This is a genomic window from Lysobacter arenosi (assembly GCF_016613475.2).
GTDB classification, from domain to species: Bacteria; Pseudomonadota; Gammaproteobacteria; order Xanthomonadales; family Xanthomonadaceae; genus Lysobacter_J; species Lysobacter_J arenosi.
On record NZ_CP071517.1, the window covers coordinates 2,068,663 to 2,090,804 of the forward strand.

Annotated in this window: 15 protein-coding genes and 3 pseudogenes; 8 read left to right on the plus strand and 10 right to left on the minus strand. The window is 67.2% G+C overall.

The window, feature by feature from the left end:
* Window positions 1–96: 96 nt before the first annotated feature.
* Complete coding sequence (locus HIV01_RS09680) at window positions 97–894, plus strand: SH3 domain-containing protein (protein ID WP_200606727.1); 798 nt, start codon at window positions 97–99, stop codon at window positions 892–894.
* Here the strand turns inward: HIV01_RS09680 and clpB are convergent.
* Window positions 833–3,419: pseudogene (gene clpB, locus HIV01_RS09685) on the minus strand (ATP-dependent chaperone ClpB). The gene HIV01_RS09680 and the pseudogene clpB overlap by 62 nt on opposite strands.
* A gap of 162 nt (window positions 3,420–3,581) precedes the next feature.
* Here clpB and otsB point away from each other — a divergent pair.
* The 3 genes and pseudogenes from otsB to otsA all read left to right on the plus strand — a co-directional run bounded on the left by otsB (window position 3,582) and on the right by otsA (window position 7,615).
* Window positions 3,582–4,325: a trehalose-phosphatase gene (gene otsB / locus HIV01_RS09690; protein WP_200606733.1), complete on the plus strand. Its 744-nt coding sequence runs from the start codon at window positions 3,582–3,584 to the stop codon at window positions 4,323–4,325.
* Window positions 4,326–4,367: 42 nt separating this feature from the next.
* Complete coding sequence (locus HIV01_RS09695) at window positions 4,368–6,164, plus strand: glycoside hydrolase family 15 protein (RefSeq protein WP_200606734.1); 1,797 nt, start codon at window positions 4,368–4,370, stop codon at window positions 6,162–6,164.
* Between the two features lie 82 nt (window positions 6,165–6,246).
* Window positions 6,247–7,615, plus strand: a pseudogene (gene otsA, locus HIV01_RS09700) (alpha,alpha-trehalose-phosphate synthase (UDP-forming)).
* 27 nt (window positions 7,616–7,642) lie between these two features.
* Here otsA and gloA read toward each other — a convergent pair.
* The 6 genes and pseudogenes from gloA to rluD form a co-directional block, all read right to left on the minus strand.
* Window positions 7,643–8,173, minus strand: a complete 531-nt coding sequence (gloA, locus tag HIV01_RS09705) for a lactoylglutathione lyase (protein ID WP_200606736.1) — start codon at window positions 8,171–8,173, stop codon at window positions 7,643–7,645.
* A 60-nt stretch (window positions 8,174–8,233) separates the two neighbouring features.
* On the minus strand, window positions 8,234–9,847 hold the full coding sequence (locus HIV01_RS09710) for a SulP family inorganic anion transporter (protein ID WP_200606738.1): 1,614 nt from the start codon (window positions 9,845–9,847) through the stop codon (window positions 8,234–8,236).
* Window positions 9,848–9,961: 114 nt separating this feature from the next.
* Window positions 9,962–10,384: a DUF3574 domain-containing protein gene (locus HIV01_RS09715; RefSeq protein WP_425600223.1), complete on the minus strand. Its 423-nt coding sequence runs from the start codon at window positions 10,382–10,384 to the stop codon at window positions 9,962–9,964.
* A gap of 42 nt (window positions 10,385–10,426) precedes the next feature.
* Window positions 10,427–11,388 (minus strand): annotated as a pseudogene (locus tag HIV01_RS18360) (DCC1-like thiol-disulfide oxidoreductase family protein).
* Window positions 11,385–12,152 carry a peptidoglycan editing factor PgeF gene (gene pgeF, locus HIV01_RS09730; protein ID WP_200608436.1) on the minus strand — a complete coding sequence of 256 codons (768 nt, stop codon included), beginning with the start codon at window positions 12,150–12,152 and terminating at the stop codon, window positions 11,385–11,387. Before pgeF ends, HIV01_RS18360 begins: the two are co-directional and overlap by 4 nt.
* Window positions 12,149–13,123 carry a 23S rRNA pseudouridine(1911/1915/1917) synthase RluD gene (gene rluD / locus HIV01_RS09735; protein WP_200606743.1) on the minus strand — a complete coding sequence of 325 codons (975 nt, stop codon included), beginning with the start codon at window positions 13,121–13,123 and terminating at the stop codon, window positions 12,149–12,151. Before rluD ends, pgeF begins: the two co-directional genes overlap by 4 nt.
* Before the next feature lie 79 nt (window positions 13,124–13,202).
* Between rluD and HIV01_RS09740 the strand changes: the two genes are divergently transcribed.
* Window positions 13,203–14,048: an outer membrane protein assembly factor BamD gene (locus HIV01_RS09740; RefSeq protein ID WP_200606744.1), complete on the plus strand. Its 846-nt coding sequence runs from the start codon at window positions 13,203–13,205 to the stop codon at window positions 14,046–14,048.
* A 60-nt stretch (window positions 14,049–14,108) separates the two neighbouring features.
* Here the strand turns inward: HIV01_RS09740 and HIV01_RS09745 are convergent, their stop codons facing one another.
* From HIV01_RS09745 to sucC, 3 genes are all read right to left on the minus strand, one after another.
* Entirely contained in the window at window positions 14,109–15,743 is a 1,635-nt protein-coding gene (locus tag HIV01_RS09745; protein ID WP_207526913.1) for an NAD+ synthase, read from the minus strand.
* Between the two features lie 127 nt (window positions 15,744–15,870).
* Window positions 15,871–16,746: a succinate--CoA ligase subunit alpha gene (gene sucD, locus HIV01_RS09750; protein WP_207526914.1), complete on the minus strand. Its 876-nt coding sequence runs from the start codon at window positions 16,744–16,746 to the stop codon at window positions 15,871–15,873.
* A gap of 12 nt (window positions 16,747–16,758) precedes the next feature.
* Complete coding sequence (gene sucC / locus HIV01_RS09755) at window positions 16,759–17,925, minus strand: ADP-forming succinate--CoA ligase subunit beta (RefSeq protein WP_200606749.1); 1,167 nt, start codon at window positions 17,923–17,925, stop codon at window positions 16,759–16,761.
* 212 nt (window positions 17,926–18,137) lie between these two features.
* On the opposite strand from sucC, the gene HIV01_RS09760 reads away from it, so the two are divergent.
* The 3 genes from HIV01_RS09760 (at window position 18,138) to HIV01_RS09770 (ending at window position 22,141) form a co-directional block, all read left to right on the plus strand.
* Entirely contained in the window at window positions 18,138–19,760 is a 1,623-nt protein-coding gene (locus HIV01_RS09760) for a sensor histidine kinase (RefSeq protein ID WP_245156767.1), read from the plus strand.
* Between the two features lie 110 nt (window positions 19,761–19,870).
* The gene (locus HIV01_RS09765; RefSeq protein ID WP_200606751.1) at window positions 19,871–21,319 is read left to right on the plus strand and encodes a sigma-54-dependent transcriptional regulator; all 1,449 of its coding nucleotides are present in this window, start codon (window positions 19,871–19,873) and stop codon (window positions 21,317–21,319) included.
* 399 nt (window positions 21,320–21,718) lie between these two features.
* Complete coding sequence (locus tag HIV01_RS09770; RefSeq protein ID WP_200606752.1) at window positions 21,719–22,141, plus strand: pilin; 423 nt, start codon at window positions 21,719–21,721, stop codon at window positions 22,139–22,141.
* Window position 22,142 lies beyond the last annotated feature (1 nt).

Sequence of the window (22,142 nt, forward strand, 5' to 3'; positions counted from 1 at the left end):
CCCCGCAACAGCGGTCGCGTGGCCGACGCGTCCGCTGTATTGCGTAGCCCAATACAACGGATGCCGTGGCATTTGCGGTTGATGGGCTAAATCGGCATGAACAGGCTTTGCACGGGAATCTGCGCGCCGTTGCTGGTTCTCGTGCTCGCTTGCCTGCCATCGCTGGCCCGGGCGCAATGCGGTCTGGTGGCGCATACGGTCGTCGAGACCACCGTTCACAGCGGCGTACCCACGCTGTCGACTCGCGCCGGATGGCGCCTGGGCGATGTCATCGCCTCTCTGCCTGCCGGATCCGAGATCCACGTCTGCCAGACCCGCAAGGTCGGTCAGTTCGGCATCGGCACGCGCACGTGGCTGCGGGTGCAGTTCGATGGCGGCATCAGCGGCTGGGCGTATCTCGGAGCCACCGACATGTCGGCGCCGCGCACTGCCTTCGGCGGTTTCGCGCTCATCCCGCAAGCGATGGCGGGCGGCAAGTCAGCGGAGTCGAACAGCGCCGACGGCCTGCCCTGGCACGGCGGTGGCTGGATCCTGATGCTGTCGGCAGCGTTCGTCGTGCTCGGCATCGCCACGCGCCAGGTCTTCGACCGCAACACCGGGTTGCCGCCGCGCCAGCGCCTGCGCATCGAGGCATGCAAGCGGGCGTTGACAGTCGGCCCGCTGGCGATGGTGGTCGTGCTGCTGATCGGCGACTTCACCCTCAACGGCGAAACCGCGACGCTGGTGTGCCTGCTGATCGCCTTCCAGAGCGGGTTCTTCTGGCAGGTCCTGCTCGGGCGCCGACCCTCACCCCTGCCCCTCTCCCGCATGCGGGAGAGGGGTTCGACGATCTTCAGGCCTTCGAAAAGGTCAGCTGTCCACCCGCGGCATCCACCTTCACGGTATCGCCACTGACGAACTCGCCGGCGAGGATCTTCTGCGCCAGCGGATTCTCCAGCTGCTGCTGGATCGCCCGCTTCAAGGGCCTTGCGCCATAGACCGGGTCGAAGCCGACATTGCCCAGCAGGTTCAGCGCGTTGTCGGTCAGCTCCAACCCCAGCCCACGCTCGCCCATGCGCTTCTCCAGACCACCGATCTGGAAGCGCGCGATCTGGCGGATCTGCGCCTTGTCGAGCGGATGGAACACGACGATGTCGTCGAGCCGGTTGATGAACTCCGGGCGGAAGTGCGCCTGTACCACGCCCATGACCGCCGCCTTCATCTGCGTGTAGGCCTCGGCTGAGCCGTCGCCGGCCAGCTCCTGGATCTGGTGCGAGCCCAGGTTGCTGGTCATCACGATCACGGTGTTGCGGAAATCGACCGTGCGGCCCTGACCGTCGGTGAGACGGCCGTCGTCGAGCACCTGCAGCAGGATGTTGAACACATCCGGATGCGCCTTCTCGACCTCGTCGAGCAGGATCACGCTGTAGGGACGGCGACGCACGGCTTCGGTCAGGTAACCGCCTTCTTCATAGCCGACATAGCCAGGGGGCGCGCCGACCAGGCGGCTGACGGAGTGCTTCTCCATGAACTCGCTCATGTCGATGCGCACCATCGCGTCGGTCGAGTCGAACAGGAATTCGGCCAGCGCCTTGCACAGCTCGGTCTTGCCGACACCGGTTGGGCCCAGGAACAGGAACGAGCCGCTGGGACGGTTCGGATCCGACAAGCCCGCGCGCGAGCGCCGCACCGCATCGGACACGACCTTGATCGCCTCGTCCTGGCCGACCACGCGCGTGTGCAGATGCTCTTCCATGCGCAGCAGCTTCTCGCGCTCGCCTTCGAGCATCTTCGCCACCGGGATGCCGGTCCAGCGCGAGACCACCTGCGCGATCTCCTCGGCGGTGACCTTGTCCTGCAGCAGGGTGAAGCCCTTGGTCTCGGCTTCCTGCGCGGCCTTGAGCTGCTTCTCCAGCTCCGGCAGGCGGCCGTACTGGATCTCGCTCATCGCGGTGAAATCCTGGCGGCGCTGCGCAGCCTCGAGATCGAGCTTGGCCTGCTCGATTTGCTCCTTGATGCGGGTGGCACCCTGCAGCATGGCCTTCTCGGCCTTCCACACTTCCTCCAAGGTCGTTGAACTCGCGCTCGAGCTTGCCGATCTCGTCCTCGAGGTCGGACAGGCGCTTCTTCGACTCGGCGTCCTTCTCCTTCTTCAGCGCTTCGCGCTGGATCTTGAGCTGGATCAGCCGGCGTTCCTTGCGGTCGAGTTCCTCGGGCTTGGAGTCGATCTCCATGCGGATGCGCGAAGCCGCCTCGTCCATCAGGTCGATGGCCTTGTCCGGCAGCTGGCGGTCGCTGATGTAGCGGTGCGACAACGTCGCCGCGGCGACGATCGCCGGGTCGGTGATCTCCACGCCGTGATGCACCGCGTAGCGCTCCTTGAGGCCACGCAGGATGGCGATGGTGTCCTCGACCGTGGGTTCGCCTACGAACACCTTCTGGAAGCGGCGTTCGAGCGCGGCGTCCTTCTCGATGAACTGGCGGTACTCGTTGAGCGTGGTCGCGCCGATGCAGTGCAGCTCGCCGCGCGCGAGCGCCGGCTTGAGCATGTTGCCCGCGTCCATCGCGCCTTCGGCCTTGCCGGCGCCGACCATGGTGTGCAGTTCGTCGATGAAAAGGATGATCTGGCCTTCGTTCTTCGACAGGTCGTTGAGCACGGCCTTGAGCCGCTCCTCGAACTCGCCGCGGAACTTGGCGCCGGCGATCAGCGCGCCCATGTCCAGGCTCAGCACGCGCTTGCCGCGCAGGCCTTCGGGCACTTCGCCGTTGATGATGCGCTGGGCAAGGCCTTCGACGATCGCGGTCTTGCCCACGCCGGGTTCACCGATCAGCACCGGGTTGTTCTTGGTCCGGCGCTGCAGCACCTGGATGGTGCGGCGAATTTCTTCATCGCGGCCGATCACCGGGTCGAGTTTGCCGCTCTCGGCGCGAGCGGTGAGATCGATCGTGTACTTCTCCAACGCCTGGCGCTGGTCCTCGGCATTTTCCGATTGCACGGTCTCGCCTCCACGCAGTTTTTCGATGGCCGCTTCCAGCTTCTGTTTGTTTGCGCCGGCCGCCTTGAGCGCACGCCCGGTTTCGCCGCCATCGTCGAGCGCGGCGAGCAGCAACAACTCGCTGGCGATGAAGGCATCGCCGCGCTGCTGGGCCAGCTTGTCGGTGACGTTGAGCAGGCGCGCCAGGTCGTTGCCGACGCTGATGTTGCCGGCCTGGCCGCTGACCTTGGGCAGCTTCTCCAGCGCCTCGCCGAGGCGCTCGCGCAGCAGCGGCACGTTGACGCCGGCCTGTGCCAGCAACGGTCGCGTGCTGCCGCCGCTCTGGTCGAGCAATGCGGTCAGCAGATGCACCGGTTCGATCACGCTGTGGTCGCGACCGACCGCCAGCGACTGCGCGTCGGCCAGCGCCTGCTGGAAACGCGATGTCAGTTTGTCCATTCGCATGGATGGGTTTCCCTCTCGATTCTGGGGCAGCCGCATCGATCTGCGCGGCCGCAATGGCCATCAGATGCGGGCCGTCCGGTGCCGATTCAAGCCGGCCGCGATTCAAGCGCATTGGGGGCGCGTCCACCTGATGCTTACATGCACTTGTTCACAATGGTGTGTATGAGCTCACGGCATCCCCACCTGCCGCTGCCGCCGGCGGTCGCGCCCGACTGGGCCCTGTTCCTCGATGTCGACGGGACCCTGCTGGATTTCGCCGACGCCCCCGGTGACGTCGCGGTGGAACCGGGCCTGATCGATACCCTGGCGATCCTGCACGGCCGCCTCGATGGTGCGCTGGCGCTGGTCAGCGGTCGCAACCTCGCCCAGCTCGATGCGCTGTTCGCGCCCCTGCACCTGCCTGCAGTCGGCCTGCATGGGCTGGAGCGGCGCGACGACGGCCACGTCGAGCAGCATGCGCGCGCGCCGGCACTCGATGGCGTGCTTGCCTCGGCGCGGGCGCTGGCCGCCAAGTACCCCGGCGCGCGCATCGAGGACAAGGGCATTGGCCTGGCACTGCACTGGCGTGGCGCACCGGCCGCGGAGGAACCACTGCACGAGTTCGCGACCTCCGCGCTGATCGACCTCCCCGGCTATCACCTGCAACCGGGCAATCGCGTGATCGAATTGCGCCCCGATGGCGCCAACAAGGGCGCCGCGGTGCTCGACCTGCTGGCGTTGCCACCATTCCACGGGCGCCGCCCGGTCTTCGTCGGCGACGACCTCACCGATGAGCACGGGTTTGCCGCGGTCGGCAGTCACGGCGGATTCGGCATCCTGGTCGGTTCGCGCCAACCCAGTGTCGCGCGCTACGGACTGCACGACCCGGCCGCGGTGCGCGCCTGGCTGGACGACTCCATTGCATAGGCGCGCCGCGCCTGTCGCCCCCATTCCCACCCCGGAGCACGAATGACTTCAGTCGCAGACCTCCAGACCAGCCTCGACCTGGGCATCATCGGCAACGGCAGCATCGCTGCCCTCATCGACGCCCGCGCCCGCATCGTCTGGGGCTGCGTTCCCGCATTCGACGGCGACCCCACTTTCTGCGCGCTGCTGTCGCCGCGGCAGCACGAAGGCGGCGACTACGCCATCGAACTGGAGGACTTCGCTTCTTCCGAGCAGGAGTACCTGATCAATACCGCCGTGATCCGCACCGTCCTGCGTGACACGAAGGGCGGCGCCATCGAGATCATCGACTTCGCCCCGCGCTGGCACCAGAACGAGCGCTTCTACCGGCCGGTGATGCTGCTGCGGCACGTGCGCCCGTTGTCGGGCCTGCCGCGCATCCGCATCCGCCTGCGTCCGCTCGCCGACTACGGCGCCAGCAAGCCCGAGACGACCTGGGGCAGCAACCATATCCGCTACCTGATCCCCGACTTCACGCTGCGGTTGACCAGCGACGTGCCGGTGCGCCTGATCCGCGACAGCCTGCCGTTCGTGCTCGACCGCGACCTGCACCTGGTGCTGGGCCCGGACGAAACGCTGACGCAGCCGGTGGCCACCTTCGTTCGCCAGTCGGAGGAAAAGACCATCGCCTACTGGCGCGACTGGGTGCGCTACCTGTCGATACCGCTGGAATGGCAGGACCCGGTGATCCGCAGCGCGATCACGCTGAAGCTGTGCCAGTACGAGGAAACCGGGGCGATTGTGGCGGCGATGACCACCTCCATTCCCGAGGCGGCCAACACCGTGCGCAACTGGGACTACCGCTACTGCTGGCTGCGCGACTCGGCTTTCGTGGTCCGCGCGCTCAACCGCCTCGGCGCCACCCGCAGCATGGAGGACTACCTGCGCTACGTCGCCAACGTCGCCGCCAACGACGGCGCGCTGCAACCGTTGTATGGCATCGGCTTCGAACGCGAACTGGCCGAATCGGAAGTGACGTCACTGGCCGGTTATCGCGGCATGGGCCCGGTGCGTCGCGGCAACCTGGCCTGGCTGCAGGCACAGCACGACGTGTACGGCAGCGTGGTGCTGGCGGCGACGCAGCTGTTCTTCGACCAGCGCCTGACGCGCGTCGGCGACGCGGCCATCTTCGCCCGCGTCGAACCGCTGGGCGAACTGGCCTACAAGCTCTACGACCAGCCTGATGCGGGGCTTTGGGAGTTCCGCGGTCGCGCCGAAGTGCATACCTACTCCAGCGTGATGTGCTGGGCCGCCTGCGATCGCCTGGCCAAGATTGCGGTGCACCTGAACCTGGCGCCGCAGTGCAAGTACTGGCGCGAGCGCGCCGACGAAATGCATGCGCGTATCACCGAGCATGCCTACAACACCGAACTGGGCCATTTTGTCGAAGCCCTCGACGGCAACCGCCTGGATGCGTCGCTCCTGCTGCTGGCCGACCTGGGCTTCATCAAGGCCGACGACCCGCGCTTCGTTCGCACGGTGGAGGCGATCGGCAAGGGCCTGCGCCGAGGCGATGCATTGTTCCGCTACGTCGCGCCGGATGACTTCGGTTCGCCCGAGACCAGCTTCACGATCTGCACCTTCTGGTACATCGACGCGCTGGCATCGATTGGTCGCCACGAGGAAGCACGGTCGCTGTTCGAACGGATCCTGGCGCGACGCAATCCGCTCGGCCTGCTCTCGGAGGACCTGGAGTTCGGTGGCGGCGAGGCCTGGGGCAACTTCCCGCAGACCTACTCGCATGTCGGCCTCATCAATGCGGCGATGCGATTGTCCAGACCCTGGCAAGACGCGGCATGACGATGCCCGGGAGCAAGTGGATGCAGCGAAAGGACACGCCAGCAAGGAAACGGGATCGCACTGCCCAGCCGGAGGCCATTCGATGAGCCGGCTGGTGGTCGTCTCCAACCGAGTCGCCCTGCCCGGCGTGGACAGCGCCGGCGGTCTCGCCGTGGCTCTGCAGGCAGCGCTGGAAGAGACCGGCGGCGTCTGGTTCGGCTGGAGCGGCAAGATCGACGCCGAGCAGTCCGGCAAGACCCACGAAGTCGAGCAAGGCAACATCCGCTACGTCACCGTCGACCTGTCCAAGCGCGATCACGACGACTACTACAACGGTTTCGCCAACCGCACGCTGTGGCCGCTGCTGCATTTCCGCGTCGACCTGGTCGACTACAGCCGCGTCACCTACGCCGCCTACCGCCGGGTCAATGCACTTTTCGCCGAGAAGCTGGCGCCGCTGCTGCGCGACGACGACCCTGGTGTGGGTGCACGACTACCACCTGATCCCGATGGCGAAGCTGCTGCGGGAGCTCGGCGTTCGCTGCAAGCTCGGCTTCTTCCTGCACGTGCCGATGCCGTCATCGGACCTGCTGGCGGCCCTGCCGCAGCACCAGCGCCTGTTCGAGGGACTGTCGTCGTACGACTTGATCGGCTTCCAGACCGGACGCGATCTGGAGCGTTTCCAGGATTACGTGCGCCTGTTCGGCCGCGGCCGCGTGATCGAGAACGGCATCCTCGAGACCGAACGTGGACGCCGCCTGCGCGCCGGCGCGTTCCCGATCAGCATCGACACCGGGCACATCGCCAGCCAGGCCGCGGTCGCCGTGAACAAGCCGGCGGTTCGACGCCTGGCGGCGAGCCTGTCCGGGCGGGCGCTGGCGATAGGAGTGGACCGCCTCGATTACTCCAAGGGACTGCCGGAACGCTTCCGCGCCTTCGGTTGCTTCCTCAAGCGACACCCCGAGCACCGCGGCAGGCTGACCTACCTGCAGATCGCGCCGGTCTCGCGCGGCGAAGTGGTCGAGTACCAGCAGCTGCGCAGCGAGCTGGAGCAACTGGCCGGGCACATCAACGGCGCCCATGCCGAGCCTGACTGGACACCGGTGCGCTACGTCAACCGCAACTACCCGCACCCGTCGTTGACCGGCTTCTACCGAATCGCCCGAGTCGGCCTGGTCACACCGCTGCGCGACGGCATGAACCTCGTCGCCAAGGAATTCGTCGCCGCGCAGAACGCCGAAGACCCCGGCGTGCTGGTGCTGTCGACCTTCGCGGGCGCCGCGCGCGAACTCGACACGGCGCTACTGGTGAACCCGTACGACCTCGACGGCGTCGCCGACGCCATCGCCACCGCGGTGACGATGCCGCTGGAAGAGCGGCGCGAACGCTGGCAGGCGATGATTGCCCTGCTGCGGGCGCATGACGTCACCGCGTGGCGACGCAGCTACCTCCAGGCATTGCGCGAGGGTTGAGCGCGCTCGACTGAAGCGCGCTCGCCGTCAGACCCGCGCGGTCGGCTGCAGGATCTCGACCCAGTAGCCGTCCGGGTCCTTGATGAAGGCGATGTCCTTCATGCGGCCGTCGGTCAGGCGTTTCTGGAAGGCAACGCCCAGTTGCTCGAAGCGCGCACATGCCGCTTCGACATCCGGCACCGACACGCAGATGTGGCCAAATCCGCGCGGCTCGCTGTTGCCGTCGTGGTAGGCGAAGCCGGCGTCGTCTTCGCTGCCGTGGTTGTGGGTGAGCTCGAGCACGCCACGCTGGCCCAGCAGCCATTGGCCACGGGCCGGCTCCTCGGCCGGGATCTGCGCCGGATCGTCGACCAGCACCAGGAAGTAAAGGCTGAACTTCGCGTCGGCGAAATCGCGCCTGCGCACCAGCGTGAAGCCGAGCACGCGCGTGTAGAAATCCAGCGACCGGGCGATGTCCTTGACCCGCAGCATCGTGTGGTTGAACACGAATTGCCGCGTGGCGGCGTCGCGCTCGGCGCTGACGCCGGGGATGGCATTGAGCTCGTCTTGCAGGGACATCGTCGTCGTACTCGTACACGGGGGAAGCATGATTCTAATCGCGGCGCGCCGGGCAAATGCTCAGTGCGCGGCATCCTGGTCGCTCGCCACGGGCACGGCATCGCGCTGCAACGACAGCAGCGCCAGCAGCGTCGCAAGCGCCACGTAGGCACCCGCGAACTGCCACGACAGCACGCGCGGCAGGCCTTCCAGCGTCCATGGCCAATAGATGCCGCCCTGCGGATGCACGGAGTGGATCAGGCCGAACAGGGTCAGCGCCGCGCCCGCCAGCAGGAATGCACTGGCGCGGAGCAGGCGCCCGTCGACCATCGCCGCCACCGCCGAGGTCCAGATCATCGCGGTGATGATGAAGCCGTTGCCGAGGGTGATGATCACCGCCATCTCCGGCAGTCCGTGGCCGTCGCTGGTCGTCATCAGGCGGGCGAAATTCTCCGGCGCGATCCAGCCCGGGTTGCCGACCTTGATCGCCAGCATGTACGCCACCGACGGCAGGAAGCCCAGCACCATCGCCGTGGCATGCCGCCTTGGCGTGGCCTGGAACGCCTGCGTGGTGATGTCGAGTGCGACGTAGACGATGATCGGCGCCAGCACCGCCAGCGGCAGCCACTGCACCAGGCCGGAGACCAGGCCGAGCATGCCGCCCAGGCCGATGAACAAGCCGGTCAGCAGCGTGTAGCCGGTGCGCGCGCCCATGTGCTTGTACGCGGGCTGGCCGATGTAGGGCGTGGTCTGCGCGACGCCACCGCAGAAGCCGGCGACCAGCGTCGAGAAGGCTTCTGCAAGGAGGATGTCGCGGGTGCGGTAATCGTCGCCGGCAGCGCGCGCGCTTTCGCTGACGTTGATGCCGCCGACCACCATCAGCAGGCCGAACGGCAACAGCAGCGGCAGGTAAGGCACCGTCGACGGCAGACCTTCGATGAAGCCCAGCGTCGGCCACGGCAGCACCAGCCGCAACGGCGCCAGCTCAGGCCAGTGGAAGCCCGGCGCAAGACCGGCCGCACCGAGCGAGTAATAGAGGACCGTGCCGAACACGAACGCGACGAACACGCCCGGCAAACGCACCGGCAAGCGGCCCTTGGCGATCAACACGTACAGCAACAGGCCGAGCGTGACGAAGCCGACGACCGGCGAGCGCAGCGCCTCCACCAGCGGCAGGAAGCCCATCAGCACCAGCGCGATGCCGGCGATCGAACCGAGCAGGCCCGCGCGCGGAATCAGGCGCGTGACCGCATCGCCGGCGAACGACAGGATGAACTTGAGCACGCCCATCACCACCAGTGAGGCCATGCCCAGCTGCCAGGTGGCGATCGCCGCGGCCTGCTCGTCCATGCCCTGCTGCTTGAAGGCGACGAACGCCGGGCCCAGGACCAGCAGCGCCATGCCGATGCTGGTCGGTGCATCCAGGCCGAGTGGCATCGAGGTGACATCGTCGCGGCCGGTCCGCGCCGCCAGCCTGCGGCCCATCACGGTGTAGATGAGGTTGCCCACCAGCACGCCGAACGCCGTGCCCGGGAACATCCGCGCGAACACGACTTCAGCGGGGAAGCCGAAGATGCCGATCAGCGCGGCGGCGATGAATCCCAGGATCGAGAGGTTGTCGACGACCAGGCCAAAGAAGCCATTGAGGTCGCCTGCGACGAACCAGCGGCGGGGAGTTGCTTGCGGGGTGGCCAAGGCATTGGCTCCAAGGGTGATCGGGGCATCGTAGCCGAGCGACCGGCCGGGCTGGCATGAGCTTTCGTTCTTACGCACCAACTCATCGCGTCGCCCGACGGTGTTGGGCCGCCCTCAGAACGAAACCTCCACCGCCTGCCGCGCCCACAGCACCGACTCGTGCCCGCTCGCGCGTTTCCACGCCAGCCGGATCGCCTCGATGTCGTTGCGCTGCCCGGCGCTGTCTTCGTGCAGCACCACCAGCACCTTGCAGCGCTGGCGCACCAGTCGCCCCTGGTCCTTGAAGCGCCACTGCCCGTAACCATCGAGCACGGTCAGTCCATCGGGAAAGCGCGGCGTGACCTCGCGATCGAGAAAGTCGCGCCACTTGCCTTCATCGACGGTGTCGCTGCCATCCTCGTTGCCCACGGCGAAGTACAGCTCGCTGCGAATCCAGCCGGCGGCCTGCGCGGGACGCGCCGCATCGCCCTGCATCGCCGAGGTGGTGCCGCCCTTGCTGTCCAGGGCCCGCGCAGCCTGACAGGCACAGCGCCGCAACGACCATCGCCGCGTGCATGCCACCGCGAGCGGGCCGCATCGTCATGGCAGGAACCGGGACGCCTGTTGCGGCGTCGGCACCAGGCATTGCTCGTGGCGACCAAACCAGCGATAGCGATTGCGGGCGGCATGGCGGTAGAGCGGATCACGGACGAACCTTGGCACCAGGCGCATCGCGCCGGCCAGTCGCCAGGCGCCGCCCAGGCCCTGGAGCACGCGCGCGATCGCATCGGTATCGGTCCCAGGCACGGTCGCCGTCGACCAGCAGGAACGACACCGGATCGTCGGGATCCAGACCGTGCGTCGCCAGCAGCTCGCGACCGCTCACCGTCTGCATCGCGGCGAAGCGATAGCGTCCCTCACGATCGTGCCGCAACAGGAAATCCACCCAGCCGTTGCAGAGCACGCACACGCCATCGAAGACGACTACCGCGCCGCTGTCGGGACCTGATTCAATCGACATCCAGCCATCCCCGGTAGTGCACCACCAGGCCCACCCACGGCAGCCTGGCGGCAACATCGAAACGATAGCGGTGGTCGCGCTCGTACTCGCGCGCCGTCACGCCCGCAAACCAGCGCAGCGGTAGCGGCAGGCCAAGCGCGCTGACCCTGGCGACATGCCAGACCACGGCCGCGCCTGCGCCGGGCAACTGCTCGACATCGAGACGAAAGGCAAAGCGCAGCAGGCCCAGGCGTTCGCGCAGCAGGGAATCGTGTGCCCACAGGCGCGAACGCATCGCCTTGCCGGCGAAGACGCGCGCCCAGCGCTCGCCCTTCGCGTCGGCGTCAATCTCGACCTTGATCGTGCCGCGCCCGGGCGCCGGCAATCGCGCCGCCCAGGCGCACAGGCGCGACAGCATCCCGCCCCCGCGGTCGACTTCGACCTTGCCGTGGTAGCGCCTGCAGCCGCTGCGATCATGCAGCGCGCGCAGCGTCGGCGGCAGCTGGTCGAACCGCGCCGCGAGAAGTTGTCGGTACAACGACGGCGACGCGACTGTATTCATCGTCCTGGCTCTATCCAGATCAGGGAGGCCATGCGCCCACCGCGCTGGTCGCGACGATGGGAGAAGAAGCGGTCCGGTTCGGCGATCGTACACAGGCCGCCGCCGTGGATCCGGCTGCCATCGATGCCGACGGCCCCGAGCCGGCGCCGCGCCAGGGCGTACAGGTCCACGCGCCAGTGGTGCGGGCGGGTGCTGACGAAGGCGCTGCCGGCACTCCAGTCGCGCGAAACGAAGGCATCAAAGACCTCTTCGCCGATCTCGTAGTGCTGCGGACCGGCCGCGGGGCCAAGCCAGGCATGCAGCCGTTGCGGCGCGGAATGCATGGCCGCCACGGTGTTCTCGAGGACACCGCCGACCAGGCCGCGCCATCCCGCATGCGCCGCGCCGATTTCGCTGCCGTCGTCCGTGCAGAACAACACGGGCATGCAGTCGGCGGTGAGGATGGACAGGACGGTGCCGGGCGTCGAGCTGACCGAAGCATCCGCTTCGGGTTCGTCGTCCTCAAGCCGATCCCCGTCGAATCGGACGACGTCGACGCCATGCACCTGTCGCACCCAGCGAGGCGGCGACGGCAACTTCGCCGCTTCGTGCAGCAGCGCGCGATTGCGAAGCACCGCTTCGGCCTCGTCGCCTGCGCGCAAGCCCAGGTTCAAATGATCGAACGGCGCCTTCGACACCCCAAGTCCGTGCCGAAGCGTGGTGAAGGCCCGTACCGATGCCGGCAGCGGCCATTGCGCTTCCAGCCAGGGGGCCGCCACGCTCAGCGCTCCCGCTCGGCCGCCGCGACGGTGTCGTCGTGCAGTGCGCGAACCAGATCGCGCAGGTCCTGCGGCACCGGCGCGGTGCAGCGCACCGGCTCGCCGGTGACCGGGTGCGAGAACTCCAGCGTCTCGGCATGCAGGGCCTGGCGCTTGAAACCGCGCAGCGTCGCGATCAGTTCCTCGGTCGCGCCCTTGGGCAGCTTCAACGGGCCGCCGTACAGCGGGTCGCCGACGATGGGGTGCTTGAGGTGGGCCATGTGCACGCGGATCTGATGGGTGCGGCCGGTTTCCAGGCGGCACTCCAGCAGCGTGTGCGCGCGGAACCGCTCGCGCAGGCGGAAGTGCGTGACCGCATCGCGGCCGTCCTCGCGCACGGCCATGCGGATGCGGTCGCGCGGGTGGCGGTCGATCGGCGCATCGGCCGTCCCGCCCGACACCAGCGACCCGAGCACCACGGCCACGTATTGGCGATGGACCTCGCGCGAGGACAGCTGCTCGATCAGCGCGGTATGCGCCGGCAGGGTCCGCGCGACCACCATGACGCCGGAGGTGTCCTTGTCGAGGCGATGGACGATGCCGGCCCGGGGCAAGGTATTGAGTGAGGCGTCCCGGTGCAGCAGGGCATTGACCAGGGTGCCGGCCGGATTGCCCGCGCCGGGGTGGACCACCAGCCCGGCCGGCTTGTTGATGACGATGACGTGCTCGTCCTCATAAAGGACGTCCAGGGCGATGTCCTCGGGCTCGGAATGGGTCTGGACCTCGAGGGCGGCATTGAGGGTGACCGCCTCGCCGCCACGGACCGGATCGCGCGGGCGGACTTCGCGGCCGTCCAGGAGGGCGTCGCCGGACTTGATCCACGCCGCCAGGCGGGAACGGGAGAAATCGGGGAAAAGCTCGGCCAGGACCGCGTCGAAGCGGCGCCCGGCGGCGCTGTCCGGGACGGTGGCATGCAGGGGCGTGGCGGGGATGGTCATCGGAGGGGAAGGATTCAGGGCTGCCGCGCAGGGGCTGCTATTATCCGACCTTCGTACCTTCGGCGCCCGTGTATCTGCCATGACCCTACGCTCTGCCCCTTCGCGCCTGCTGGCGCTGCTGCTGATCGTCGCTTTTGCTGGAGTGGGCTGTAGCAAGTTCAAAGACAAGGACGCCGATGAGGGCGTGCCGGTCGAGCAGCTCTACGAGAAAGCCCACAAGTCGATGACCAACGGCAACTGGGCCGCGGCCGAGACCACGTTCAAGCGCCTGGTCGCCCAGTACCCGTACGGCCCCTACACCGAGCAGGCGCTGGTGGAGACTGCCTACGCCCAGTACAAGTCGGGCAAGCACGATGACGCGATCAGCAGCATCGACCGCTTCATCCGCACCTACCCGACGCACAAGAACATCGCGTACATGTACTACCTGCGCGGTCTGTCGAACTCCAGCCGCGACACGGTGTTCCTGCAGCAGGTCTGGACGCTCGACGCCAGCCGCCGCGACCTGGCCACCCCGCTGCAGGCGTTCAACGACTTCTCGATCGTCGCCGACCGCTACCCGAACAGCCGCTACGCCGAGGATGCGCGCAGCCGCATGCGCGGCCTGCGCGACATGTTCGCCCGCCACGAGCTCGACACCGCCCTGTACTACCTGCGTCGCACCGCCTATGTCGGTGCGATCGAGCGCGCCAAGTACCTGCTCGAGACCTACCCGCAGAGCCAGTACCAGAACGATGCCGTCGCCACCCTGGCCGCGGCCTACGAGGGCCTGGGCAACCAGACGCTGGCCGCCGACGCCAAGCGCGTGCTGCAGCAGAACGAGCCGAACCACCCGTACCTGACCGGCAAGTGGCCGGACTACCCGAGCAATTTCCGCAAGCTCAACCCGTTCGCGGGCGAGAAGTCGGCGCTGGACAACGACTGATCGGGTCGACGGTACCGCAACAAGAAAACGCCGCCTCCGGGCGGCGTTTTTGTTTGAGGCCTATCCCCGATACCCGTTGCTGATCGGATAGCGCCGCTCGCGTCCAAACGCACGCCGCGACACCTTCGGTCCCGGCGCCGACTGGTGCCGCTTCCACTCGCTGATTCGCACGAGGCGCAATACGCGTTCTACCGTGGCCGCATCGAACCCGGCCGCGACGATCTCGTCATACGACTGTTCCTGGTCGACGTAGCGCAGCAGGATGGCGTCGAGCACGTCGTACGGCGGCAGCGAGTCCTGGTCCTTCTGGTTCTCGCGCAGCTCCGCCGACGGCGGACGATCGATCACCGCCTGCGGGATGACCTCGTCACCGACCGTATTGCGCCAGCGCGCCAGCGCGAACACTTCCGACTTGTACAGGTCCTTCAGCGGCGCATAACCGCCGCACATGTCGCCGTAGATGGTGGCGTAACCGACCGCGTACTCGCTCTTGTTGCCGGTGGTCAGCAGCAGGCCGCCGAACTTGTTGCTCATCGCCATCAGCAGCGCGCCGCGCGTGCGCGACTGCAGGTTCTCTTCGGTGGTGTCGACCGGGCGATCGCCGAAATGCTCGGCCAGCGCATCGAGGTACCCCTCGAACGGCTTCTCGATCGGCAGCGTCAGCAGGCGCACGCCCTGCGTCCTGCACTGCTCTTCGGCCAGGTCGTTGGACAGGTCGGCGGTGTAGCGCGACGGCATGCGCACCGCGGTGACGTTCTCGGCACCGATCGCATCGACGGCAATGGCCAGCACCAGCGACGAATCGATGCCACCGGACAGCCCCAGCCAGACCTTCTCGAAGCCGTTCTTGCGGCAATAGTCGCGCGTGCCGCGCACCACGGCGCGCCAGGCCAGCGCGTCGCGGCTCTCGTCACCATCCTCCATCCACTCCACCGCATTGAAGCGGCGCGAATCCGGGTCGAAATCCACCACCAGCCACTGGTCGGTGAAGGCCGCGGCCGCCGGGTGCACGGTGCCGTCGCCATCGGCGACGACCGAACCACCGTCGAACACCAGCGCATCCTCGCCGCCGACGACGTTGAGGTAGACCAGGCCAACGCCGGTTTCCTGCACGCGCTGCGCCAGCAGGTGGTCGCGCTCGGCGTGCTTGTCGCGCTCGAACGGCGAGGCATTGGGCACCAGCACCAGTTCCGCGCCACCGGCGACGGTGCTGGCCAGTGGCTCGGGGAACCACAGGTCCTCGCAGATGATCAGACCCACCTGGACGCCGTCGACATCGAACACGCAGTCCTCGCGGTCGGGATCGACATCGAAGTAACGCCGCTCGTCGAAAACCGCGTAATTGGGCAGCTCACGCTTGCGATAAGTGTGCGAAACATGGCCGTCGCGCAGCACGCTGGCGGCGTTGTAGACCACGCTTCCGGCCGCCTGCGGCCAGCCGACGACGGCAACGATGCCCTGGGTGGATGCGGCGATGCGATGGATCGCGGCTTCGCAGTCGGCGAGGAAACCCGGTCGCAGCAGCAGGTCTTCCGGTGGATAGCCGCTGAGCGCCAGCTCGGGGAACAGCACGACGTCGGCACCGTACTCGTCGCGCGCCTGCGCGATCATCTGCGCAATGCGTTCGGCGTTCTGATGAACCGCACCGACCGGAAAATCGAACTGGGCCAGTGCGAGGCGAAGAGGATTGGACATCTCGATGCCACCTGCTCTTGTAGCCCTCCCCTACTGCGGAGAGGGCTGGGGATAGAGCTTCATTCTCCCAGAAAAAGAAAAAGGCCACCCGAAGGTGGCCTTTCTCACAACGCTTGCAACGAGCGAATTACTTCGCCAGGCGCTTGGCAATCGCCGCGCCCAGGTCGCCCGGCGACTTCACCGTGGTGACGCCGGCCTTTTCCATTGCCGCGAACTTGCCTTCGGCCGTGCCCTGGCCGCCGGATGCGATCGCACCGGCGTGGCCCATGCGCTTGCCCTTCGGAGCCGAGGCGCCGGCGATGAAGCCGACCACCGGCTTGGTGACGTACTTGCTGATGAACTCGGCCGCTTCTTCCTCGGCCGAACCGCCGATCTCGCCGACCATGATGATGCCTTCGGTCTGCGGGTCTTCCTCGAACAGCTTCAGCGCGTCGATGAAGTTGGTGCCGTTGATCGGGTCGCCGCCGATGCCGATGCAGGTCGACTGCCCCAGGCCCACGTCGGTGGTCTGCTTGACCGCTTCATAGGTCAGCGTGCCCGAACGCGAGACGATGCCGATCTTGCCCGGCATGTGGATGTGGCCCGGCATGATGCCGATCTTGCACTCGCCCGGGGTGATGACGCCCGGGCAGTTCGGGCCGACCAGCACGACGTCGTCGAAACCCTTGAGGGTGTTCTTGACGCGCAGCATGTCGAGCACCGGGATGCCTTCGGTGATGCAGACGATGACCTTGATGCCGGCATCGGCCGCTTCCAGGATCGCGTCGGCCGCGAACGGCGGCGGCACGTAGATGACCGAAGCGTCGGCGCCGGTCGCGTTGACCGCGTCGCGCACGGTGTTGAAGACCGGCAGGCCCAGGTGCTGCGTGCCACCCTTGCCCGGGGTCACGCCACCGACGACCTTGGTGCCGTAATCGAGCATCTGCTCGGCGTGGAAGGTGCCCTGCGAGCCGGTGAAGCCCTGGACGATCACCTTGGTGTTTTTGTTGATCAAAACGGACATGTCTGTGGCCCCTTACTTGCCAGCGACGGCGGCAACCGCCTTCTTCGCGCCATCGTTGATGTCGTCGGCCGGGGTAATGGCCAGACCCGAGTTCTTCAGTATTTCCTTGCCGGCTTCGACGTTGGTGCCCTCGAGGCGCACGATCACCGGAACCTTGACGTCGACTTCCTTGACCGCGGCGATGATGCCCTCGGCAATCATGTCGCAGCGGACGATGCCGCCGAAGATGTTGACGAAGATCGCCTTGACCTTGTCGGACGACAGGATCAGCTTGAATGCTTCGGTCACGCGCTCCTTGGTTGCGCCGCCGCCGACGTCGAGGAAGTTGGCCGGCGAGCCGCCGTTGAGCGAGATCACGTCCATGGTCGCCATCGCCAGGCCGGCGCCGTTGACCATGCAGCCGATGTTGCCGTCCATGGTGACGTAGTTGAGGTCATGCTGGCTGGCCAGCACCTCGGTCTCGTCTTCCTGGCGGATGTCGCGCATCGCGGCCAGGTCCTTGTGGCGGAACGTGGCGTTGTCGTCGCTGTTGATCTTGCCGTCGAGCACGGCGAGGTCGCCGTTGGTGAGGATCGCCAGCGGGTTGAGCTCGACCAGCGCCAGGTCCTTCTCGTTGAACAGCTTGAACAGGCCCAGCATGATCTTGGTCAGCTGGCCGACCTGCTTGGCGTTCAGGCCCAGCGCGAAGCCGAGTTCACGGCACTCGTAGGGCTGCAGGCCCTGCACGTAGTTCACGTGCAGCGTCTTGATCGCGTCCGGGTTCTCCTCGGCGACCTTCTCGATCTCGACGCCACCCTCGGCGGAGGCGATGAAGGTGATGGTCTGGGTCGAACGGTCGACCAGCACCGACAGGTACAGCTCGTTGGCGATGTCGGTGCCCTCGGAGATCAGCACCGAGTCGATCGGCAGGGCGACGCCAGCGGACTGGTAGGTCTCCATCTTGGTGCCGAGCATGGCCTGGGCGTACTGCTTGACCTCGTCATAGGACTTGGCGAGCTTGACGCCGCCGGCCTTGCCGCGGCCACCGGCGTGGATCTGCGCCTTGACCACCCACAGGTCGCCAGGGATGGCCTTGGCCGCCGCGACGGCCTCGTCAGGGGTGCGCGCAACGCGCCCGGCCGGAACAGCGATGCCGTAGTCGGCAAACAGCTGCTTTGCCTGATATTCGTGAAAATTCATGCGTCACCGAGGGGAATGAAAAGAATCCCCGCGGACCAGCAAGGCCGAACGCGAGGGGGCCGTATTGTCGCCGATCGGCGCGGTTCGGGCAAAACCTGCCTCTCCCCCTGGCCGCGGGCAGCCCGGGAGGGGGCCGCATCCGCCACATCTGGCAACAAAGTCCCGCCGCCCCCCATACTCGCGACCACCACCCGCCCCATCCGGACACCCGCTTGCCGCTCGCCCTCGCCCCGATCGATGCCGCCGATGCCGATCGCGCCCTGCGCCGCGAGCTTTACTTCTTCACCCTCTACCGCCTGCTCGAAGCCGCCCTGCTGGTGTTCTTCCTGTTCGGGCCGGCGACCGAGCTGGTTGAACCGCTGCGCCACAATCTGGGGGCGCGCTCGGTGGCGTTGGCCTATCTGTTCATCGCCGCGCTGCTTTTCGCCTTCGGCAAGCGCGGCGAGCTGCGCAGCCAGACCTTGACCGGCATCGGTGCGGACCTGTTCTTCGGCCTGCTGGCCATCCATACCATGCCGATGGCGGGCACCGGCATTGCATTGATGATGTTGTTCAACGTCGGCGCCGCCGCTCTGCTGCTGCCGCCGCGCTATGGCCTGGGCGCCGCCGTGGCGGCGGTGCTGGGGCTGTTCGGCGAGTACGCCTGGAGCACGCTGGACCCGATGTTCGGGCGCCGCACGCTGGCCGAGCCGATGATGTTCGGCATCGGCTATATGGCCATCGCCACCCTGACCAGCATCCTCGGCCGGCAGATGCGCGACAGCTACGACCTGGCCGAGCGCCGCGGCGCCGAGGCCGCGCACCTGGGCGAGATCAACGAGCTGATCATCCGCCGCCTGCGCACCGGCGTACTGCTGGTGGACCGGAGCGACTGCATCCGCCTGGCCAACGAGGCGGCGATGCTGCTCCTGGGCGATGCCGGCGAGAGCACCGACCTGCACGGACAACGCAGCCTGGCCGTGGCGGCGCCGGAACTGGCGCGGCGCCTGCAACGCTGGCGCAACGACGGCAGCAACGTCGACAGCCCCGTGCAGCTGGCGCCGGACCTGCCCGAAGTGGTGCCGCGCTTCACCCGCCTGCTGGCCGGCAGCGACCAGGTGCTGATCTTCCTCGACGACACCTCGCTGCTCTCGCGCCACGCCGAATCGATGACGCTGGCCACGCTCGGCCGCTTCTCGGCAAGCCTGGCCCACGAGATCCGCAATCCGCTGGCAGCGATCAACTACGCCGTGCAGTTGCTGGAGGAGTCCGACGACATCCCGACCGCCGAGCGCCGGCTGCTGGAGATCATCCGCCAGCAGGGCATGCGCATGAACGGCATCGTCGAGAACGTGCTCGGCATGGCCCGGCGCGAGCCGGCCAAGCCCGAGCACGTCGAGCTGGTCGGCTTCGCCCGCATGTTTGTCGAGGAGTACCTGGAGAGCCACCCGCTCGACCACGACACCCTGCGCACAGGCGGCAAGGTCGCGCGCCTGCCGGTGATGATCGACCCGCGCCAGCTGCATCAGGTGCTGACTGTGCTGGTGCACAACGCCCTGACCTACGGGCGGATGCCGGGCGAGCCGGCCCGCGTTTCGGTCCATGTCTATGCGGATGAGGCTGGAACGCCGTCCATCGATGTGCTCGATCGCGGCCCGGGTATTCCGGAGTCGGTGGCATCGCGCCTGTTCCGCCCGTTTTTCACCACCTCCAGCCACGGCACGGGCCTTGGCCTGTATATCGCGCGCGAGCTGTGCCGCGCCAACCAGGCAACGCTGGATTACGTGGCGATGCCCGGCGGTGGCGGTTGCTTCCGGATCCGGCTTGTCGGCAGCCACACCTTGTTGTCTGCCTGACCCGGCGCACTCCGGGCCCCTGCCGACGCGTCTTCCTGAACGCGTGACGTGCATCGTTTCCGCTTGGCTCTTCACACAGCCTTAAGTTATCGTGGCGCACGGAGGGGACGATGGCCGAAACACGTAGTGCACTGGTGGTCGACGACGAACGCGACATTCGCGAGTTGCTCGTCATGACATTGGGGAGGATGGGATTGCGTTGCGACACCGCCTCCACCATCGGGGAGGCACGCAGCCAGCTGTCCCGGAATCGCTACGACCTGTGCCTGACCGACATGCGCCTGCCTGACGGCTCGGGCATGGACCTGGTCGCCGAGATCAGCCAGAAGCACCCCGAGACCCCGGTCGCCATGATCACCGCCTTCGGCAATGTCGAAGCCGCGGTCGAGGCATTGAAGGCCGGTGCGTTCGACTTCGTCGCCAAACCCGTCGACCTGGCCGTGTTGCGCGACCTGGTCCGCCACGCCCTGGACCTCAACGAAAGCCGCCGCAGCGCGCCGCCGGCCGACGCCGTCGCCGCCCGCCTGTACGGCCAGTCGCCAGCCATGACCACGCTGCGCCAGACGATTGCCAAGGTCGCGCGCAGCCAGGCGCCGGTCTACATCGTCGGCGAGTCGGGCGTGGGCAAGGAGCTGGTCGCCCGCACCATTCACGCCGAAGGCGGCCGCGCCAGCGGACCGTTCGTCCCGGTCAACTGCGGCGCGATCCCGGCCGAGCTGATGGAGAGCGAGTTCTTCGGCCACAAGAAGGGCAGCTTCACCGGCGCCCATGCCGACAAGCCCGGCCTGTTCCAGAGCGCCGATGGCGGCACCCTGTTCCTCGACGAAATCGCCGAGCTGCCGCTGGCGATGCAGGTCAAGCTGCTGCGTGCCATCCAGGAAAAGTCGATCCGCCCGGTCGGTGCCAACAGCGAAGTGCCGGTGGATGTACGCATCCTCTCGGCCACGCACAAGGACCTGGCCTCGCTGGTCGCCGATGGTCGCTTCCGCCAGGATCTTTACTACCGCATCAATGTGATCGAGCTGCGCGTGCCGCCGCTTCGTGAGCGCCAGGATGACCTGCCCGGCCTGGTGCTGATGGTGCTCAAGCGCCTCGCCACGGCGCAGTCGCGCCCGGTGCCCGCGCTGAGCGACGACGCCCTCGGGGTCCTGCGCAGTTATGCGTTCCCGGGCAACGTGCGCGAACTGGAGAACATCCTCGAGCGTGCGCTTGCGCTTGCCGAAGACGAGATCCTGACGGCCGAAGACCTGCGCCTGCCACAGGTCGCCCAAGCCCAGAGCGCGGTGTTCCCGAACACGGGCAACGCCACGACCGCCGCATCGCCAGCGCCCGCCCCGATCGCGGTGGCCGGCCAGCCGATGATGGCGATCGACCCGCGCACGCTCAATCCGCGCGATACCGCCAGCAGCCCGCTCCCCTCTTATATAGAGGAGATCGAGCGCGCGGCGATCCAGCAGGCGCTGCAGGAAAACCGCTACAACAAGACCCGTACTGCGGCCGCGCTCGGCATTACCTTCCGCGCGCTGCGGTACAAGCTGAAGAAACTCGGGATCGATTGATCCAACTGCACTGACGCGGATTCCGCAATTGCGCCGTGCGTCGCCTCGCGGCGCACCGTCGAATACTGCCTGCAAACGGCTCACTGACTGCGCGATCGCCCTTGGTGTAACGGCGGCAGGCGCCACTGGGATGCCGGGGCCCGAGGGCACCCTGCCCACTCCATTCCGGCCCGATGTGACGCAAAAGGTCACGTTTATGTGACGCGTCGCGTCACCTCGCCCGGGCCAGAACTGACATTTACCGTGATCCCACGAGCAGATCAGATTACTCAGTGCTGAATGGCTACCTTGGCACGGCTTATGCGTGTACTTTTCCAGCACGTGCGGTGAGCACGGCTGCCCGAGGACCGGAAAGCCGGCCACAGGCACGTGATGTTCAAACACTCCTAGGGGAAACACATGAAGAACAATCAGCAAGGCTTCACCCTGATCGAACTGATGATCGTCGTGGCGATCATCGCCATCCTCGCCGCTATCGCCATCCCGGCTTACCAGGACTACGTCGCCAAGTCGCAGGCGACCGCCGGCCTGGCCGAAGTGGCCCCGGGCAAGACCCAGTATGAGCTGATGGTCCAGGAAGGCACGGCGATCGCCAACGCCGCCAGCGTCGGCCTGCAGGCCACCACCGGCCGCTGCGATATCGTCGTTGCCGCCGTCGCTGCTGGCTCGGCTCCGGCCACCACCGACAACATCGTCTGCACCCTGAAGGGCGCGGCCGGCAAGGTTGCGGGCAAGAAGCTCAACCTCAACCGCGCTGCCAGCGGTGCCTGGACCTGCACCACCGACCTGAACACCAAGTACAAGCCGGGCGGCTGCGCTTAAT

Excerpts from the sequence above, each read along its gene's own strand:
- sucD (WP_207526914.1), bottom strand. The coding sequence starts at position 16,746 with ATGTCCGTTTTGATCAACAAAAACACCAAGGTGATCGTCCAGGGCTTC.
- sucC (WP_200606749.1), bottom strand. The coding sequence starts at position 17,925 with ATGAATTTTCACGAATATCAGGCAAAGCAGCTGTTTGCCGACTACGGC.
- rluD (WP_200606743.1), bottom strand. The coding sequence starts at position 13,123 with ATGACCATCCCCGCCACGCCCCTGCATGCCACCGTCCCGGACAGCGCC.
- gloA (WP_200606736.1), bottom strand. The coding sequence starts at position 8,173 with ATGTCCCTGCAAGACGAGCTCAATGCCATCCCCGGCGTCAGCGCCGAG.
- HIV01_RS09740 (WP_200606744.1), top strand. The coding sequence starts at position 13,203 with ATGACCCTACGCTCTGCCCCTTCGCGCCTGCTGGCGCTGCTGCTGATC.
- HIV01_RS09695 (WP_200606734.1), top strand. The coding sequence starts at position 4,368 with ATGACTTCAGTCGCAGACCTCCAGACCAGCCTCGACCTGGGCATCATC.
- HIV01_RS09770 (WP_200606752.1), top strand. The coding sequence starts at position 21,719 with ATGAAGAACAATCAGCAAGGCTTCACCCTGATCGAACTGATGATCGTC.
- HIV01_RS09680 (WP_200606727.1), top strand. The coding sequence starts at position 97 with ATGAACAGGCTTTGCACGGGAATCTGCGCGCCGTTGCTGGTTCTCGTG.
- HIV01_RS09745 (WP_207526913.1), bottom strand. The coding sequence starts at position 15,743 with ATGTCCAATCCTCTTCGCCTCGCACTGGCCCAGTTCGATTTTCCGGTC.
- HIV01_RS09765 (WP_200606751.1), top strand. The coding sequence starts at position 19,871 with ATGGCCGAAACACGTAGTGCACTGGTGGTCGACGACGAACGCGACATT.
- otsB (WP_200606733.1), top strand. The coding sequence starts at position 3,582 with ATGAGCTCACGGCATCCCCACCTGCCGCTGCCGCCGGCGGTCGCGCCC.